Origin of the sequence: Roseovarius conchicola (assembly GCF_041403425.1) — a bacterium.
Classification (GTDB): Bacteria; Pseudomonadota; Alphaproteobacteria; order Rhodobacterales; family Rhodobacteraceae; genus Roseovarius; species Roseovarius conchicola.
Genome location: NZ_JBGEHK010000001.1, coordinates 757888 through 776288 on the forward strand (window position 1 = coordinate 757888; position 18401 = coordinate 776288).

The 18401-nt window shown below is 57.3% G+C and carries 17 protein-coding genes and 1 other RNA gene; 9 read left to right on the forward strand and 9 right to left on the reverse strand.

Annotation, left to right across the window (positions count from 1 at the left end; all coding sequences use genetic code 11):
* The first annotated feature begins 15 nt into the window (after positions 1-15).
* The 3 genes from V6N02_RS03580 to V6N02_RS03590 all read left to right on the forward strand — a co-directional run bounded on the left by V6N02_RS03580 (position 16) and on the right by V6N02_RS03590 (position 3025).
* A complete protein-coding gene (locus V6N02_RS03580; RefSeq protein WP_371224116.1) occupies positions 16-1248 on the forward strand; it encodes a hypothetical protein in 1233 nt (410 codons plus the stop codon).
* Positions 1245-2612, forward strand: coding sequence for a cytochrome P450 (locus V6N02_RS03585; protein ID WP_371224117.1), 1368 nt, complete (start codon positions 1245-1247; stop codon positions 2610-2612). The genes V6N02_RS03580 and V6N02_RS03585 overlap by 4 nt, the downstream gene beginning before the upstream one ends.
* 215 nt (positions 2613-2827) lie before the next feature.
* On the forward strand, positions 2828-3025 hold the full coding sequence (locus tag V6N02_RS03590; RefSeq protein WP_371224118.1) for a hypothetical protein: 198 nt from the start codon (positions 2828-2830) through the stop codon (positions 3023-3025).
* Between the two features lie 16 nt (positions 3026-3041).
* On the opposite strand, the gene V6N02_RS03595 is transcribed toward V6N02_RS03590, so the two are convergent.
* The 8 genes from V6N02_RS03595 to ssrA all read right to left on the reverse strand — a co-directional run bounded on the left by V6N02_RS03595 (position 3042) and on the right by ssrA (position 9469).
* The gene (locus V6N02_RS03595; protein WP_371224119.1) at positions 3042-3278 is read right to left on the reverse strand and encodes a ribbon-helix-helix domain-containing protein; all 237 of its coding nucleotides are present in this window, start codon (positions 3276-3278) and stop codon (positions 3042-3044) included.
* Positions 3275-3451 carry a DUF4169 family protein gene (locus tag V6N02_RS03600; RefSeq protein WP_371224120.1) on the reverse strand — a complete coding sequence of 59 codons (177 nt, stop codon included), beginning with the start codon at positions 3449-3451 and terminating at the stop codon, positions 3275-3277. The genes V6N02_RS03595 and V6N02_RS03600 overlap by 4 nt, the downstream gene beginning before the upstream one ends.
* Positions 3451-4842, reverse strand: coding sequence for a class II fumarate hydratase (gene fumC / locus V6N02_RS03605; RefSeq protein ID WP_371224121.1), 1392 nt, complete (start codon positions 4840-4842; stop codon positions 3451-3453). Before fumC ends, V6N02_RS03600 begins: the two co-directional genes overlap by 1 nt.
* 73 nt (positions 4843-4915) lie before the next feature.
* Positions 4916-5404 carry an SspB family protein gene (locus tag V6N02_RS03610; RefSeq protein WP_371224122.1) on the reverse strand — a complete coding sequence of 163 codons (489 nt, stop codon included), beginning with the start codon at positions 5402-5404 and terminating at the stop codon, positions 4916-4918.
* Between the two features lie 73 nt (positions 5405-5477).
* On the reverse strand, positions 5478-6725 hold the full coding sequence (chrA, locus tag V6N02_RS03615; protein WP_371224123.1) for a chromate efflux transporter: 1248 nt from the start codon (positions 6723-6725) through the stop codon (positions 5478-5480).
* Complete coding sequence (locus tag V6N02_RS03620; protein ID WP_371224124.1) at positions 6722-7543, reverse strand: chromate resistance protein ChrB domain-containing protein; 822 nt, start codon at positions 7541-7543, stop codon at positions 6722-6724. The genes chrA and V6N02_RS03620 overlap by 4 nt, the downstream gene beginning before the upstream one ends.
* Before the next feature lie 178 nt (positions 7544-7721).
* Positions 7722-8852 carry a Hint domain-containing protein gene (locus V6N02_RS03625; RefSeq protein WP_371224125.1) on the reverse strand — a complete coding sequence of 377 codons (1131 nt, stop codon included), beginning with the start codon at positions 8850-8852 and terminating at the stop codon, positions 7722-7724.
* A 263-nt stretch (positions 8853-9115) separates the two neighbouring features.
* Positions 9116-9469: a transfer-messenger RNA gene (ssrA, locus tag V6N02_RS03630) on the reverse strand.
* Between the two features lie 200 nt (positions 9470-9669).
* On the opposite strand from ssrA, the gene V6N02_RS03635 reads away from it, so the two are divergent.
* The gene (locus tag V6N02_RS03635; protein WP_371224126.1) at positions 9670-10644 is read left to right on the forward strand and encodes a hypothetical protein; all 975 of its coding nucleotides are present in this window, start codon (positions 9670-9672) and stop codon (positions 10642-10644) included.
* A gap of 62 nt (positions 10645-10706) precedes the next feature.
* Here V6N02_RS03635 and V6N02_RS03640 read toward each other — a convergent pair whose 3' ends face one another.
* Entirely contained in the window at positions 10707-12533 is a 1827-nt protein-coding gene (locus tag V6N02_RS03640; RefSeq protein WP_371224127.1) for a BCCT family transporter, read from the reverse strand.
* A gap of 329 nt (positions 12534-12862) precedes the next feature.
* Between V6N02_RS03640 and V6N02_RS03645 the strand changes: the two genes are divergently transcribed.
* From V6N02_RS03645 to V6N02_RS03665, 5 genes are all read left to right on the forward strand, one after another.
* Positions 12863-14089: an aminotransferase class V-fold PLP-dependent enzyme gene (locus V6N02_RS03645; RefSeq protein ID WP_371224128.1), complete on the forward strand. Its 1227-nt coding sequence runs from the start codon at positions 12863-12865 to the stop codon at positions 14087-14089.
* A 63-nt stretch (positions 14090-14152) separates the two neighbouring features.
* A complete protein-coding gene (locus tag V6N02_RS03650) occupies positions 14153-15574 on the forward strand; it encodes a cryptochrome/photolyase family protein (protein WP_371224129.1) in 1422 nt (473 codons plus the stop codon).
* Positions 15575-15648: 74 nt separating this feature from the next.
* Positions 15649-16857 carry a class I SAM-dependent methyltransferase gene (locus V6N02_RS03655; RefSeq protein WP_371224130.1) on the forward strand — a complete coding sequence of 403 codons (1209 nt, stop codon included), beginning with the start codon at positions 15649-15651 and terminating at the stop codon, positions 16855-16857.
* 19 nt (positions 16858-16876) lie between these two features.
* Positions 16877-17311 (forward strand): TrgA family protein, encoded by a 435-nt coding sequence (locus V6N02_RS03660; RefSeq protein WP_371224131.1) that lies wholly within the window; start codon positions 16877-16879, stop codon positions 17309-17311.
* A 9-nt stretch (positions 17312-17320) separates the two neighbouring features.
* Positions 17321-18355, forward strand: a complete 1035-nt coding sequence (locus V6N02_RS03665) for an NUDIX domain-containing protein (protein ID WP_371224132.1) — start codon at positions 17321-17323, stop codon at positions 18353-18355.
* Positions 18356-18401: the final 46 nt, after the last annotated feature.

Genomic DNA, 18401 nt, shown 5'->3' on the forward strand with positions numbered 1-18401 from the left:
GAGCAGAGGTTGGCTATGAGCAGTGGTTCCAAACCTGTCCAGCGCAGGCAGGTGTTTTACATTCCCGGGTATGATCCCATTCATCCGCGCCGCTATCGCGAGCTGTACCGCAAGGAAAGCGCGGCGCAGGCAGACGTGTCGGGATACAAGATTGCCTTGTCACCGGGGCAGGGTGGAGCGCGCTATGGCTGGCATGTTGAGGCGTCCATTGGTGGCCATGATACGCAGGCTGATTTTCAGGTGTTGGTGTGGTCTGATATCGTCAAGGACAGCATGGATCAGGGGATCCTTGCCACCTATCTACAAATGATCCGGACCGCCTGGATCTACATAGCCTCTGGTGCTTTGTTTCGACTGATGAAACTGCGCAAGGGGCCGGTGATCGCGGCACTTTATCCAGTAGTGTTTCTGATCGTCCAATTGATACTGGCCCTGCTCGCCGGTGGTTTGAGCGTTTGGGCCGGTAAGGTGGTATTGATGCCTTTGCTGGGCGAGGTTGGTCAGATGATTGCGATCGCGGTGGGCGTGGCAGTGATCATTGTGTTGCTCAAGTGGTTTAAATCCAAGGACAACAAGCTATTCGCCTATTATCTGATGCATGACTACGCCTATTCGGCCGCTTCCAAGGGCGCCAACCCGCCAGAGCTTGAGGCGCGCATGGCCGAGTTCACCGACGAGATTGCCGAGGCCCTGCAGGGCGATGTAGACGAGGTGCTGGTGGTTGGCCATTCTTCGGGCGCTCATCTGGGGGTGTCGATCTTGTCTGACTTGATCCGGCAGGGGCGGGTGCCCGAGGATGGGCCAGCCCTGGCCTTTCTATCGTTAGGGCAAGTGGTGCCGATGGTATCCTTCTTGCTTGATGCGCACCGTTTGCGAGCTGATTTGCAGTTTTTGTCCACCCGTCAGGAATTGTCATGGATCGACGTCACCGCGCCGGGCGATGGTTGCGCCTTTGCGCTGTGCGATCCGGTTGGCGTGTCGGGCGTGGCGCCAGAAGGGAAACGCTGGCCGCTGGTGATGTCGGCGGCCTTCACCCAGACGCTCAGCCCCGAACGTTGGAAAGAATTGCGCTGGCGCTTCTTCCGGCTGCATTTCCAATATCTCTGTGCCTTTGATCGCCCGGGTGACTACGATTACTTCCAGATCACTGCCGGACCATTGCCCTTGGGCAAACGCTATGAAGGCCGCGCCCCATCCCCCAGCCGGATTGAGCATAGCGTTTCCAAATACACGAGCATTGCTCCATGACGCTGCCGCCCAAACCACCCGCGCGCGAGGGCCGCGTATCGCTGCGCCGGTATGCGCAACTGTTTCGGCAAGACATCCTTTCGGCCCAACCAAAGCGGCTCTATCGGGCCTGGATGGCCGAGTTTCGCACGCCGTTCTTTCGCTCATTCATGTGCAATCAACCTGAATTGGTGGATCTGGTCCTGAAAGAACGCCCCGATGACTTTCCAAAATCCGATCGCATTCGCGAAGGGCTGAACCCGCTTTTGGGGAATTCCGTGTTTGTCACCAATGGTGAGACATGGAAACGCCAGCGGCGCATCATTGACCCGGCGTTCGAAGGCGGGCGATTGCGTGATGTTTTTCCAGCCATGGTGCAGGCTGGACAGTACGCCGTGGTGCGGCTTGAGGCGATAGCCGACGGCACCCCGCTTGATATCGAGCCCGAGACCAGCCACGCCGCCGCCGATGTGATCTTTCGCACCCTGTTTTCGATTCCGATCGAACACGAAGTTGCGACCCGCGTGTTCGAAGAATTTCGCCAACATCAACGCACTCAACCGGTTTTGAACCTTGGGGCGTTCCTGCCTTTGCCACGCTGGTTCCCGCGGTTTCACAAGGCCGAGACGAAACGCACCGCGCGGGTGATCCGTCAGTTAATCACACAACTGACGCAGACCCGCATGGCCCAGATTGAAGCGGGCAGCGCACCGGATGACCTTGCCACCAAGATCATGACAACCGCCGATCCGCAGACTGGCGAGACATTCGATACAGAGGAGATGGTTGATCAGGTCGCGATTTTCTTTCTGGCGGGACATGAGACAAGCGCATCGGCCCTGGCGTGGGCGCTCTATCTGTTGGCGCTTTATCCGGAATGGCAGGAGAAACTGGCCGCTGAGGCCGCAGAGCTGGACGACATCCCGGATTTCAAGGACATGTCAAAGCTGTCGATTACCCGCGATGTGTTTCGTGAGACCTTGCGGCTTTATCCGCCGGTGCCGATGATGGTGCGCGAGGCGGCCTGCCCGGAAACCTTTCGCGACCGCTCCGTTCCAAAAGGCAGCCAGATTGTGCTGAGTCCTTGGCATCAACACCGCCATGAGCGGATTTGGGATAACCCCGATGGGTTTGATCCAAACCGGTTCAAGACAGAGAACGGCAAGGCCGGGATGCGCTGTGCCTATATGCCGTTTTCCGCCGGGCAGCGCGTGTGTACTGGCGCAGGTTTTGCGATGATCGAAGGACCGTTGCTTTTGGCTATGCTGGTCCGGATGTTCCGGTTTGAGGCCGTAGAGGGCAAAGCACCTATGCCGGTGGCGCACCTGACAGTGCGGGGCAAGGACGGAATCTGGTTAAAACTCTCCAAACGTAAGGATTGTTGACAATTAGACAACAATGAAAATCCGCTAAACGTCGGCGTGACGCAGCGTCACAAATAGAGGATCGGCACGTAAGACATTGAAATAGAATAATTTACTATAGAAAGTTTGTTTATGAACACCGTTGGAGGGGTTGATTTTAAGCCGCATTTTTCTCAACTTTTACGGAGTGTTTCAAGGGCTGGCCGCAGGTCGCCTCGGCTATGTGGAGTATGAGTATGACCGCCTTACTGAGTTTTTATCTGCGCAACATGTCTTTCGGGTCAAAACATATCTCTGATCACGGGAAAACTTACGCATCTCCTGTGGCTAATCACAATATGCCAGATCAAGACAAACTGGAACGCGACGAATTGATCGCTTTGTTCCATGATAAATTACGTGATGACCATCGTATCCTCCAAAGGATGGCCTGAACCCAGACGTTCAGTCTTAAGAGCTGTTTTGTGCATCACGGCCTTGAAAATCTTTTAGGACATGAACGCGAATTGCCGAAGCCAAGCCGCGTTCTACTCCGCGGGCTTCGTCGATCTCTGCAGCCAAGGTGTTGATGGGAAAACCCTTTCTCGCGGCAATATCCCGAAAGGCCTGCCAGAATTCTTCTTCCAATGACACGCTGGTGCGATGGCCTCGCAGAGTGAGCGATCGTTTGACAGGGCGCCCGCTCATGGCTCGCGCTTGTGCTGGTCCAAGGCCCGGACTTGGGCGTCGGTTTTGGCTTTCTCTGCGGTTTTCTGCGCTTTGGTACGCCCGAACGCCACAGCGTTGGTATCGGCGCGAGCCTTTTTCTCGGCCCGGGCCTTTTCTTTGCGGACCCGGTTCAGATTGACCGGCTGCGCCATTACTTGGGGCCAACCATGTTTTCTGGGCGCACGACGCGTTCGAACGTCTCTTCGTCCACGAAGCCTAGTTTGACGGCTTCTTCTTTCAATGTGGTGCCGTTCTTATGGGCGGTTTTGGCCACCTTGGTGGCGTTGTCATAACCGATCTCGGGCGCCAGCGCTGTGACCAGCATCAGGCTCTCGCGCATCAGTTTGTCGATACGGGTTTCGTCGGCCTGCAGCCCATCCACCAGATTGTCGGTAAAGGCCGAGGCGGCATCACCCAGCAACTGCATCGACTGCAGGACGTTGTAGGACATCATCGGCTTGTAGACGTTCAGCTCAAAATGGCCTTGCGACCCCGCGAAACCCACCGCCGCATCATTGCCCATCACATGCGCACACACCTGTGTCAGTGCTTCGCATTGCGTCGGGTTCACCTTGCCGGGCATGATCGAACTGCCCGGTTCATTCTCCGGCAGCACCAACTCGCCCAGACCACAGCGCGGGCCTGACCCGAGCAGGCGAATGTCATTGGCGATCTTGAACAGGCTTGCCGCAACGGTCTTCAGCGCGCCGGAGATTTCCACCATCGCGTCATGGGCAGCGAGGGCTTCAAACTTATTGGGGGCGGTGACAAAGGGCAGGCCGGTTATCTCGGCCATGTTCTTGGCCACCATCACATCCCAGCCTTTGGTCGTGTTGAGGCCCGTGCCCACCGCGGTGCCACCCTGCGCCAACTCATAAATCCGCCCCAGCGCGTCTTTCACCCGCTGAATGCCCATGGCGACCTGATGGGTATAGCCCGAAAACTCCTGCGCCAAGGTCAGGGGCGTGGCGTCTTGGGTATGGGTGCGACCGATCTTGATGATGCCGTCAAACGCATCGACCTTGGACTGCAAGGCGGCATGCAGTTTCTCCAACCCCGGCAGCAGCACGTCATGGGCCGTCATCGCGGCTGAGATATGCATCGCGGTCGGGAAGGTATCGTTGCTGGATTGGCCCATATTGCAGTGATCATTGGGGTGCACCGGATCTTTCGAACCGATTGTGCCGCCGAGAATTTCAATGGCACGGTTGGCGATCACCTCGTTGGCGTTCATGTTGCTTTGAGTGCCCGAACCGGTTTGCCAGACCACAAGCGGGAAATTGTCATCCAGCTTGCCTGCCACCACTTCGCCCGCGGCTTCAATGATCGCATCGGCACGGGTGTCATCCAGCTTGCCAAGCTCTTTATTGGCCTGCGCGCAGGCCTTTTTGATCACGCCCAGCGCACGCACGATAGCGACGGGCTGTTTTTCCCAACCGATGGGGAAATTCAGGATCGAGCGTTGCGTTTGCGCGCCCCAATACTTGTCGGCGGGCACCTCGAGGGGGCCAAAACTATCGGTTTCTGTGCGGGTATTTGTCATCGGCTCGATCCTTGATGCAGAGTTGCCCCTGTCATACCGGATGGATCGAAAAGTTCAATGCAGGGGCAGGAGCCTACTTTCGGAAACTGTCGAGGCTGACGATATCCGCGTCCTTCTGCGGTGCCTCTTCTTCTTCGGCATCGGGCACTTCGCTTTCGGTCACTTCATGCAAGGCCGGGGGCAGTTCCGCCAGATCTGCATCATCCTCGTCCTGGCTTTCAAAACGCAGACCGAATTCCACCGAAGGGTCGACGAAAGTGCGGATCGCGTCATAGGGCACGGACAGGTTTTCGGGCGCATCCCCGAAGTTCAATGTCACCGAGAAGCCCTCATCCGTGACCTCAAGTGCGTCGAACCAGTTCTGCATCACCACGGTCATTTCCTCTGGATAACGTTCGCGCAGCCAATCGGCTAGGCGGGCATCGGGATGGGTGGTGTCGAAAGTGATGAAAAAATGGTGCGCACCGGGCAGGCCATCGCGTTGCACGTCGCGCAGAACCTCTTGAATCAGGCTTCGCATCGCACGATGCATCAGTTTGCCGTAATCAATCGAGCCTGACATTCCGACCTCCGGTGAGTTGCGACTCAGCATACGCATATTGCCGGGAAATCAAAAGGCCTTCCGGGGGCCAATCCTAGCCGATCAGATAGGTCGCGCCTGCAAGTGCTGCCATGATCAGCAACACGCGCACCACGGACCATCGAAGGCCAATGAGCAAAGCCATGGCCACTCCGATCAGCACGGTGTTTTGCCAAAGGATGCTGGACAGTTCGGGGCGCGGGCCAAAGGCGCCTTCGCCAACTTCGGCAAAAACCACATGCAGCGCGAACCAGACAGACAGGTTGAGGATCACACCGACCACCACTGCGGAAATCGCACTCAACGCCCCCTTCAGACGCGGGCGCGCCAACAAGGCTTCGACATAAGGCGCTCCTGCGAAAATCCACAGGAAACAAGGCACGAAGGTCACCCAGAGGGTCATTGCGCCTGCCAAAAGGGCAAGGCCAACGCCCCCTTGGGCAAAACCAGCCAGCAGGCCGACAAACTGCGTGACAAGGATCAGAGGCCCTGGTGTGGTCTCGGCTAGTCCCAGTGCGTCGATCATCTGGGGCGTTGAAAGCCAGCCATGCGTGTCGACCACGGCTTGCGTCATATAGGCCAGAACCGCATAGGCCCCGCCGAACGTGACCACCGCGAGCGTTGAGAAGAACAGCGCTATATCGGTCAGGAAAGAGGCACCTGTGGCCACGGCCAACGCTACAGGTGTGGCCCAAAGCGCGCCCCAGACTGCCACGGTGCGCATGGTCTGGCCTGCAGAAGGCAAAGGGCCGACGTCAGCATGCTCCTCGGCCACGGATCGGGTGGTCAGATACCCCCAGGCTGCCGCTGCTGCGATGAGCAGAGGAAAGGGCAGCTTGAGGAAAAACATTGCGCCAAAGCCGATCACTGCCAAAACCCACGCATCCCAGCCGGTCAGCGCCTTGCGCGACAGCGTGATCAGGGCGCGCAGGACAATGGCAACAACGGCGGCTTTGATCCCGGCGAAAACCGCCTGCACGATCGGCATCTGCCCGTAGAACGCATATCCCAAGGCCAAGGCGAGGATTACCAACGCGCCGGGCAGAACGAACAGCACCCCGGCGATCAGGCCGCCCAGCGTGCCGCGCAAGCGCCATCCGGAATACGTGGCCAGTTGCATGGCTTCCGGTCCGGGCAGTAACATGCAAAAAGACAGCGCGCCCAGAAATTGTTTCTCGCTGAGCCAGCCGTGCTTTTCGACCAACTCGTCATGCATCAGCGAGATTTGCGCGGCAGGGCCACCAAAGGACAAAACCCCGATGCGGCCGAAGACCCGTGTCAGGTCGCTCAAAGAAGGTGTCACGCGCGCAGTCCCCGGCTGGTGGGCCAATCATGACCCTCTTCATAGCCATCCCGCGCCCAGCGGTACAGCGCATCGTAAAGCGTCATGCCCGCCTCAAGCTGGGCCTGATCATCACGGTATTGGCGCGACAGCCCCACCGAAACGGCCAATAGCCCGGCAGCGGCGGGATGCAGATCGTGACGGTTGGTATCAGCACCACGGATCATGTCTGCCATGCGGGACAGGGCAGGGCTGTTCAGCTGGAATTCTTCGATCATTGTGTCAAAGGTGCAGTTGTCGCCGCGATGGCTCCAGAACACATCCTCCACATCAAATGGCGTCGCTCCATATCGGTCGGCAACACCGGCCACCTCGGCGGGCGAGACGAACAGAAAGCGCGCGCGTCGATCAACAAAGCGCCGGATCAGCCAGGGACAGGCAACCCGGTCAATCTTGGGCCGATGTCGGGTAACCCAGAGGGTTGTGCCTTCGACAGGTTTTGGAATTTTTTCAAAGGGGATACGTTGCGTGCCTGATGTATCTCGCCAGCCATATTGACCGCCTGAGAGATATTGGGCGTCCACGCCTTCAGCGCGCAACCACGCCGCCAGCCCTTGGCTGAGTTTGGCGCCTTTCTGACAGACAATCACGGCTCGGGCTCCGCTCAGGCGGGTGATCAGACCGGGGATGTCTGAGTGAGGGTGCCGCCATGACCCGGGGATCAGATAAGGGTCTTCGGCAAAATCGGGATCAATGCAGATATCCACGATTTCTGGGCACTCGGAGGTGCCGATCAGGCGGTTCAGTTGGGCAACGGTGATTTCATTGGGCGCAGGCATGACACATCCTCTGACAAGGGAGCTTTAGCCTTCGCCAAACGCCCTCAGTGGATGCGACTTTGGGCCGTGGCCTCACGGGGCAGTCGCATGTTGGGCCCCATATGCACATCCTGTCGATTGCACAGGTATTGTCAATTGGAAGAACAGAAGGAAGACATCTGGCGCTGAGCGCCACATCTCATCTCAAGAGGGGGCGGTGGTGTTTTTGATGCCGCAGAATAAGTTGTCGCTGCCGTCGGTTTGGCGGGATCATACGGGCGGGTTTCAACTGGTAATCGAGCTCGCCAAGCTCTGGGAATAGTTCCAGGATTTCCTGGCGGGCAGCCGGGCTGACCGCTTTTAGTGCTTCGGGGCCGGTATAGAGACTCTCGGTCGGTGCGCCTTCCGCAAAGATGATCTCATGCTGATCAAACAGCAGATGGAAATACTCGACGCTGTCGCAGGCGTCATCCACGAAGATGCCGGGCAACGCGACCAGCTTGATGGCCGGGATCAACACGTCTGTTACACCGAACATGCGCTTGGCGATCTTGGATTGCACCAGCATGCGATGCTGGCGCGATACCGACAGGGTCCGTCGGGGCAGGTTATGCCCGAGTGCGCCTGCGCTGATCGTGACGGGGCGCAATTTCCGATTCTGGTCGATATCCTCTTTCCGCAGGCGGCGGCGGCCAATCCATCGGATGGGTTTAGGGCCATTATCCTGGGTTAGCACATGGTCACCGAGGGCAAGCTGCTGAACGCGTCGTGGCCCTTGCGGTGTTTCGATCCAGGTGTCGCGTGTGAAACAAGGAAACCCTGTACCGCCCTCCATGCTGGCGTAAGTGACAACCGTTCCGGACGGTAGTGTGAACGTTCCGCTGGACAGGCTATAACTGCTTCCGGATGATACGGTGATTGTCCCGAAATTCGCGTCGTTGATAACAGTCCCGTCCGGCAGGTTCAGCGAGTCAGTGCCATTGCCGCCGCGAATGTCCCCGTCGACCGATGAAGCGATGAAATCTAGCGTGTCATTGCCGCCGCCAAGCCGGACATTGCCAACTGTGGACCCTTGGATCGTGACGGTGTCTCCACCGCCTCCGGCGGCCACCACACCGTCAACGGTGCTGTTCGTTATGGTGACCTCGTCGGCCCCGCCATTGGCGCGAACACTGCCCGAAATCGTACTGTCGGTGACCGAGATCGTGTCATTGCCACCGCGCGCACGGATATTATCGATCGGCGTGCCCTGAGGCGTGCCGTTCAGCGTGCCGCTGTCATTTGTGACGTCGATATCGTCATTGCCGCTGGTGCCGGTAATGTTTGGCATCTCAGACCGTTCGGATCACGTCACAACAGGTATTTGTTTGGCAAACCTGCCGGATATGCGCTGTCATTGCTCTTTGCCCAATCTCTCCCGCGATATGTTACGCGGGTGTATGAAGCTGATAACACACTTATGCCGTGCAAATTGGGCGGCCATGTGGCATTCGGCGGAAAGTTGCGGATCGGGCGTTATCCCGTTGCCTGAACGCCACAGGCATTGCGGGAACGGTGCCCATGTCCGGGGGCGCAAAAATCGGGGGGAGGGAAGGTGCAGGCTTCTGTTGCCAGGTGCCTGCGGACCCCGCCAATCGCTGCAAGGCGAAAGGACTTAAGGTTTCGATAGATCGAACCGCTTACGCAGCCAGAGCCATCGGAGCTTTGTTGTCGTTTGCAACTAGCTTAGTTTCGCCGATAACGGTGGCAGACAGCCGAGACAAAGCTAACCCCTTTAGACGTTCGTCGATCCTGTTTCGGCCCCCAAAATCCTCAAACGAAGGAATTTGGTGGAGCCGCCGGGTACCGCCCCCGGGTCCGATCCGCTTATTATGAGCGCGTTTATGTCCATATCCTGCCGAAGCAAGCCTGATGAATATAAGAGCTCTTTGCTGATTTGCAAATGGTGGAAAACACCTGATTTTACCACTGCTTCGCGTTCTGAGTGGGGAAGCAAAATCAACTTCGGGGACTTTTGCGCCTGTGGGTCAGAGGCAAGTTGCTGAATTTTTGTGCAGTTTGTGTTACTATGCCGGGTATTGACGCCCTCCTGACGATGGCTGGGGGATAAGGAAAAGTTCCAAAATGCATAGATTGGGGAGCCTGCCATGCGTTTTACCCAAGTGATTCAATCCATTTTTCTGGTTTTGGCTGGACTTTCATGTGGTCCGTTATGGGCTGATGCCAATCTCAACTGCGATGCCTACGCTGCAAAGGCGGTGTTTCAAAACAACCACAATAACAACATAGGCTGCGGGTTTACCGGTGGCCGTTGGAGTAACAATTACGAAGGTCACAAGGCGTGGTGTTTGTCAGCCGGGGTGCAGATGCAGCATCTGACCGCCGAAGACAATGCCCGTATCGGGGCGCTGGCCGAATGCCAGAAAATTCAAGGCAACGCTTGCAAAGCCTATGCCACTGATGCCGTCCGCCGCGCAAAACAAAATGCCGAGATGAATTGCGGCTTTCAGGACAGCGCTTTTGACAACAATTACGATGGGCACTTCAAATGGTGCATGTCGGTCCATATGAACACGGCCGCCACCGAAACCTACAATCGCAACCAGCAGATCGGGCAATGCCTTGCGCAAAAGAAACAGGGCATATGCGGGTTCTACGTGGCCGCTATCAGCCCCCTTTATCAACGCCACAACGAGGCCTGCGCCGGCCGTGAGGATTTTCAGCTGATTGTCTCCAATCCCGAGTTTGATCGTGCCGAGTGCCTTAAACACGCCAATCTGGACGCTGCTTGGGCCAACAATCAGGTGGCCGCCATGAATGATCGGATTGCCATATGCGAAAGCAACACGGTGGTTTATAGCCCGGTCGGTGATCGGGGCGTGCCCTTGGATGCCTGCACGAACGATCTGGGTGCCTTCTGTGGCAAATGGGTGCCCGACGGCTTCTGCAAATGGAAAGGCCATACCCATTCGATCAGTCACGTTCCCAGCACGCGGGATTTCACCGTGCATCTGGATTGCGTCACGACCGGCAACGTGGCCGCCGCCGATCAGAGTCAGGAGTGCTACTGCAAAGGTACGTGCGGCGCGATCACGGCAATCACCTGCACTGGGCGCAAATAGCATCATCTCAAAAAAAGCGGCGCCACCCGAAGGCAGCGCCGCTTCGTCAGTTTAGATCTGGATCACTCAGCTGGTTGGCTGACCTGTCCCAGCTTCTCCCGTTTGCCGTCACGGTAAAGCGCTTTGGCCAGCGCGACACACATCAGACCCATCACCATGGTAAAGGGCAGGGCACCGATGATCATGGCATTGCGCAAGGCATCCATCGGGTTGTTTTCGCCCGCCGCAATAATCAGCGTGCCAATCACAGCGGTCAGGATCAGACCCCAGATAATGCGGTGCTTGATGCCGGTTTCCTGGCTGCCGCCCGACATGATGGTGTTCATCACCAGAATGCCAGAGTCGGCAGATGTGACCAGGAAGGTCATGATCAGCACCACGCACATGATGGTCAGCGCCGACAGCAGACCTGGCTCCAACATCTGGCCCAGCGTCACAAACAGCTTGGCGGTGTTAGAGGCACCGATGATCGCCCCGTCGGCCCCACCGGTCATTTCCAGATCAATCGCCGTGCCACCAAGGATGGTCATCCACGCGAAACACACCAGAGCGGGGGCAAACACGCACCCGATGATGAATTCACGCACAGTGCGGCCCTTGGAGATGCGTGCCAGGAACAGGCCCACGAAGGGCGAGAACGCGATCCACCAGGCCCAATAGAACGTGGTCCAGCCAGCTTGCCAGCCGAACTGACGACCCTGGTTGCCCGCCTCATAGACCGAGGCCAGCGTTTCGGGCGGCAGCGCCGCAGCGTCACCTTCAAGACCCGAAACAAAGCCATCATAGCTGCCCCAGGCGTTGGTGGCACCAGCCATCAGATCACCGGCCAAAGGCTGTGCATCTGCGGGCAGGGCAGCGGCAAAGTCAGCTGCTGATTGCGGCCCGTACGAGCCGAAGCTGAGCGAGACGAAGTTGATGATGTAATCGACAAAGGCCGAACCATAGGTGCTCATCGCAAAGACGAACGAACCAAAGATCACGAAGGTCATCAGCAAGATCAGCGACAGAACAAGATTGAGGTTCGAAAGGTATTTCACCCCGCGTCCAACACCAGACACAGCCGAGATGATCGACATGCCCATGATCATGATCAGACCGGCAATCAGGCCAACCTTGCCCGGTGTCGGGGCTTCGCCTTCGGTGATGTTCATCATCCAGTCCATACCGGTAATCGCATAGACGCCGTCAATGAACTGGCTCACACCATAACCGATGGTGACCGATACACCCAGGATCGTGGCAACCACGCCCAGCACGTCGACGATATGGCCGAAAACGCCATTCATCGCCCGGCCGAACAGTGGCGTCAGCGCCGAACGAATGGTCAATGGCATATCACGTGTGTAGGCGTAGTACGCAAGGCTGAGGCCCGTCACCACATAGATTGCCCAGGCGTGGAACCCGTAATGCAGGAAGGTATAACGGAAGCCCGATTGCAATGCCTCGGGCGTGTTTCCCGGCACCTCTCCGGCGACCACAACGGGGTTTGACCCCCACAGGCCCAAGGGCTCGGCGGTGGCAAAAACCATCAGACCCACGCCCAGACCAGCGCCGAACATCATGGAAAACCATGAAAAGTTCGAAAACTCCGGCTTTTCACCAGGCGTTCCCATCACCCGGGCGCCGGTTTTTGGCATCAATGCGATGGCCAGCAGGAAAAAGACGAAGAAGCCAACGATGACAATGTAAAACTGGTTGAAGACTTCCAGCAGTTGACTGTTCCAGCTGCCCAGCGTGCCGTTCGCATTGGCCGGAAAGACCAGCGCCCATAGCACAAGGGCGACCATAATTGATTTTGAAATCAAGGCGATAGGCAGGCTGTTATCTTTGTAAAAGCCACCATCCTGCGTCTTGATATCGACATCCGTAAACGGAGGTTTGATACTCATGATGTTTCCCTGTTTTTCGTTGATTTATATTGCGCGTATGGGAGGGCAGGGCGCGTGACACGCATCCTCCGGCCTGAAAAGGCGACGTTTATACCTCAGATTGCTCCCATTCCGGCGACCCTGTCACGCAAATGTCATCAAGGACTGGCGTTTTGCGGCACTGGCTTGTCAGGATGCGACGTTTTGTCCAACCGGTACCAGACCAAAGGTTCACGCGAGATAGCTTGCACGGGCCGGGCCTTTGGTGTTTTTCTGGCCAAGATACAAAAGTCTCCGCGATCATTTGTAGGCAGAGGATCGCTTTCACACCCTTTGAAAGGACCACTCGCATGGCCGCCAATCTGGATGTCAACTTTGTGCGCGCGCAATTCCCGGCTTTTGACGAGCCTTCGTTGCAGGGTCAGGCCTTTTTCGAGAATGCCGGCGGGTCTTACACCTGTGCTCCGGTCATCCACCGGTTGGAACGGTTTTATCGGCAGCGCAAGGTACAGCCTTATGCACCTTACGCCGCCAGTGTGCTGGGCGGGGAAGAAATGGACGAGGCCCGCAATCGCCTGTCTGCGATGTTGGGGGTCGCCAGTGACGAGTTGAGCTTTGGCCCGTCCACAACGCAAAACACCTATGTCCTGGCGCAGGCGTTTCGCAAGTTCATGTCACCGGGCGAGGCCATCATTGTCACGGATCAGGACCATGAGGCCAATTCAGGCCCCTGGCGCAGGTTGGTTGAGGATGGCATCGAAATCCGCGAGTGGAAGATTGACCCTGGCACGGGGACACTGCCACTGGACGGACTTGAAGAGCTGCTTGATGAAAACGTTCGGCTGGTCTGTTTCCCTCATTGCTCGAATATCGTGGGCGAGATCAATCCAGTGGTCGAAATCACCGCCCGCGCCCATGCGGCAGGGGCTTTTGTCTGTGTCGATGGCGTGTCTTATGCGCCGCACGGATTTCCCAACATTGGGCAAATGGGCGCCGATATCTATCTGTTTTCCAGCTACAAAACCTATGGGCCGCATCAAGGTATCATGGTGATCCGGCGTGAACTTGGGCAGCTTTTGCCCAATCAGGGGCACTATTTCAATGCCGGTGACCTCTACAAGCGGTTTACCCCGGCCGGACCTGATCACGCCCAGGTCGCGGCTTGTGCAGGCATGGCCGATTATGTCGATGCATTGGCTGACCATCACGGCCTCACCGGAGAAGCCTCGACACGCACCGCGGGTGTCCACGATCTGATGCGCGCGCATGAGATCGGTCTGTTGCAGCCATTGTTAGACTATCTGGCCGAAAAAAACTCAGCCCGCCTAATTGGCCCACGGGATGCGACATGCAAAGCCCCGACCGTGGCAGTCGAACTGCCTGGGCCAGGTGAGGCGGCTGCAGCGGAACTGAGCCAGTATGGTATTATGGCGGGAGGTGGGGACTTCTATGGATCGCGACCCTTGCAATCTATGGGGATCGATCTGGATAAGGGTGTCTTGCGCCTCAGCTTTGTGCATTACACATCCCCCGCAGAAGTCGAAAAACTAATATCCGCCCTTGACCGGATTTTGTGATCCACCCCGAAGGCCCGGGCGTATTTCGCGCAAAGACTTAGGCTTAAGAGGCCAGGGGCAGAGATGACCAATTCCTCACCAACGATTGTTTGGTTCAGGCGCGATTTGCGTCTGAGTGATAACCCCGCGCTGCTGGCGGCCTGTGAGCGGGGCGGGCCCGTTATTCCGGTGTTTATCCATGATGACAGCGTCGAAAACCTGGGTGCGGCACCGAAATGGCGGTTGGGTCTGGGGTTGGAAAAGCTTGCCAGCCAACTTGAGGATAAGGGAAGCCGTCTCATCTTGCGCCGGGGCAAGGCGCTTGAGATTTTGCGGGCGTTAATCTCCGAGACTGGGGCCCAATCCGTGCATTGGTCGCGGCTTTATGAACCGCACGCCATTCTGCGCGACAAAGCTATCAAAACGGAACTGAAGGCCATCGAGGTCGAGGCTGTCAGCCATTCGGGTCACGTGTTGTTCGAACCTTGGACGGTCGAGACCAAGACCGGCGGGTTCTACCGAGTCTATTCTCCAATGTGGCGCGCGGTAAAAGACCGCGAAGTGCCTGCGCCCGGTGCTGCCCCCTCCACCATTCCTGCACCCGAAAACTGGCCGCAGAGCGAAATGTTGAGCGACTGGAAATTGGGGATGGAGATGCATCAGGGGGCAGCAGTGTGTCTACCTTACCAGCGGGTCGGTGAGAAGGCCGCGCAAGATCGGCTGCACTGGTTTGTCGACACCGCCATTGATGCCTACAAGGACGATCGCAACCTTCCCGCCCTGGATGCTACTTCTGGCATGTCCGAAAACCTCGCTTTGGGTGAGATATCCCCGCGCCAATGCTGGCATGCAGGTTTGCGGGCGTTGAATGAAGGAGCGAAAGGGGCCGAACACTGGCTGAAAGAACTGGTCTGGCGTGAGTTTGCCTATCACCTGATGTATCACACGCCCCATATCCTGACCGATAACTGGCGGTCCGAGTGGGGAGCTTTTCCTTGGCAGGAAGACGAAGAGCATCCCCATGTGGTCGCCTGGAAACAGGGACGCACCGGTGTACCATTCGTCGATGCCGCCATGCGTGAGATGTACGTCACTGGGCGGATGCATAACCGCGCGCGGATGATTGTTGGATCGTACCTGACCAAACATCTGCTGTCGCACTGGAAGATCGGAATGCGCTGGTTTGAACACTGCCTGACCGATTGGGACCCGGCCTCGAATGCGATGGGCTGGCAATGGGTGGCGGGCTCGGGGCCTGATGCGGCACCGTATTTCCGGGTGTTCAATCCCGAGACGCAACTGGACAAGTTTGACCCCGATCATGCCTACCCCAAACGCTGGATCGCAGAAGGGGCAGCATCACCTGCGGCTGAGGCGCTTTCTTTCTTTGATGCCATCCCGCAAAGTTGGTCAATCGCGGCAACAGATCGCTACCCTGATCCTCTGGTTAATCTGGCCGAGGGGCGTAAACGAGCCCTTGCAGCCTATGAGGGGCGTGGTTTTTGAAACCCGACGAGAAGGCCTTGCCGGTGAGGGCCCATCACACTAACTTGCGCAAAAAGACAAATGGGGAGCAGGCGATGATCCTGACCGATACGACCGGCCAGGCCAATTTGCCGCGTTATTTTTCTAACGTGTTTGCGATGGTCAAGCAGATCAACACTGGTCGGCTGGATTTTGAACTGCCCGATGGGCGTGTGTTCCGGGCCGAAGGGCCCAATCCTGGACCGGTGGGTGTGATCCAGATCCATAACGAGGATTGTTTTGCCCGGCTGGTGCGCGAAGGCTATCTGGGTTTTTGTGATGCCTATCTCGATGCGTGGTGGAGCACACCTGATCTGCAAGCGCTGATGGATTTCATCCATGCCGATAACGATGCGGTTTACGATGGCTTTCCGGGCATGGGGCTGGTGCGGCTTTATGAAAAGATGCGTCACTGGCTGAACCGAAACTCGCGCACGCAGGCGAAGAAGAACATCAGTTATCACTACGATCTGGGCAATGCGTTTTACCGGCTTTGGCTGGATGATACGATGACCTATTCCTCGGCCCTGTTTGAAACCGGCCAAGAAGACACCGAGAAGGCGCAGATCGCCAAATATGCCAGCATGGTGGATCAGATGGGGGTTAAGCCCGGTGATCACGTGCTGGAAATCGGCTGTGGCTGGGGCGGGTTTGCCGAATATGCGGCGGGTCAACGTGGCTTAAAGGTAACAGGTCTTACGATCAGCGAAGAGCAGTTGAAATACGCCCGTGAACGCATTGAAAAGGCAGGGCTTTCCGATAAAGTCAATTTAAAGCTGCAGGATTATCGTGACGAGCGGGGCAGCTATGACGGTATTGCGTCGATCGAGATGTTCGAAGCCGTGGGCGAAAAATACTGGCCGATCTATTTCGACACCGTGCGCGAACGCCTGCGCCCCGGCAAGAAGGCCACGCTGCAGATCATCACTGTGGATGATGACCGTTTTGAAAACTATCGAAATGACGTTGATTTCATTCAGAAATACATCTTTCCGGGCGGGATGCTGCCCAGTTCGACGGTGCTGCGGGAACAGGTCGAGCGCGCGGGCCTGAGCGTGCATGGCAATAAGGAGTTCGGTGCCAGCTACGATCTGACTCTGCGGCGCTGGTTCCAGACATTCAACGAGAAATGGGACCAGGTTGCTGCCCTTGGCTTTGACGACCGTTTCCGGCGCATGTGGAATTTTTACCTGACCTCTTGTGCCTCGGCGTTTTTGGTGGGTAACTGTAACGTAGTACAGATCACCATCGCAAAACCTGGTTAAAATGCCCCTGACCGATGAAATGCCCACCTCCGCAAAGATGGTTGCCGCCGTTGGACTTGCGATTGTGGGCTGGTTTGGCTCCGAAGCCATCCGCCCGCTTTTGCCCGAACAAACGCAATTTGGCTGGTTCAACCAGGTCAACGTCGCACTTGGTCTTATCTGTGGCTGGCGGGTGACCGGCAAGCGCGTCCAAGGTGGCTTGACCGAGGCGTTGAGCGGTGGATTGACAGGGGCAGCAGCACTGACCTTCTGGGGGCTGTTCGCTCAGAGTTTCAACCTGATGTTGGCCGATGCACTTGCCGGGCGCCATGGCGGCCCGTTCGAGGGTCTCATAGCTGTTTTCTATAATGCCGTGGATTACGGCCAATACCTGTTAGACGCCAAAGTGATCGGAATAATCGTGGGTGGTGGTATTTTGACAGGGTTGATCGCCAACCGTTTTACCCCTCGCTAGGTCTTTACTATGACACGACTGTTTCTCTGCGGTCCCCTGGCACAGATCGTTTCGGGGCAGCCACACCATGTGCAGGGCTATGCACTGCCGGATGATACCGGTTGTTTCCCGCTTCCCGTGGAACGCGAAGGGGCTGTATTGAATGGCGTGATCAGCGACCGCGAGGGGCTTGACCTGCTGCAGGAGGCCCTTGGCGGGAAAGCTCAAGCATTGCCGGACGGCGTGGTGATCCATGTTGCGCACGATAAACCCGGCGATTGGAACGAAGACAACTGGGTCGGGGATTGGGGGCAGATCGCACCACTTGCCGTGACCGAAGCCCTTGGATATGCGGGACAGCTTGACGCGCCGACACTGGCACGGCGCATGCCTATGATTTTGGCGCGCGCAGGCGCAGAGGTTGCCGCACAATTGAGCGTGCCGACAGATGTCCGCTCGGCCCAGACCCATGACAGTGTCGCTATTGAAACGCAGGATACGCCCCACAAGGGATTCTTCTTGACCCGTACTTACCAGCTAAGGCACCCGAGGTTTGATGGCACCACAAGCGATGTTCTGCCGCGCGAAGTGTTTGTGGGCACAGATGCCACCATAGTGTTGCCCTATGATCCGGCGCGCGACCGGGTGTTGTTGGTCGAACAGTTTCGTATGGGACCCTTTGGCCGGGGCGATGTCCATCCTTGGGTTCTGGAACCGGTGGCGGGGCGCATCGACGCAGGCGAAACTCCCGAAGCCACGGCCTTTCGCGAATGCCAGGAAGAGGCGGGGCTGGCCTTGCGTGGGATCGAGCATATCTCAAGCCACTATTGCTCGCCCGGCGCATCGACTGAATACTTTCATTGCTATCTGGGCCTGTGCAACTTGCCTGATATGGAACAGGGGCAGGGCGGCCTTGAAGCCGAGCATGAAGACATCCGCACCCATGTTCTGCCATATGAGGCCGCAGCGGCATTGTTGACCTCGGGTGAGGCGAATAACGGCCCGCTTGTTCTGATGCTGATCTGGCTAAAGGCAAACCGGTCTCGATTGCGCGCAGCCGCTTGAGGTTTTGCCGCACCCGTCCTAAAGCTGTTATACAATGATTTCCGGG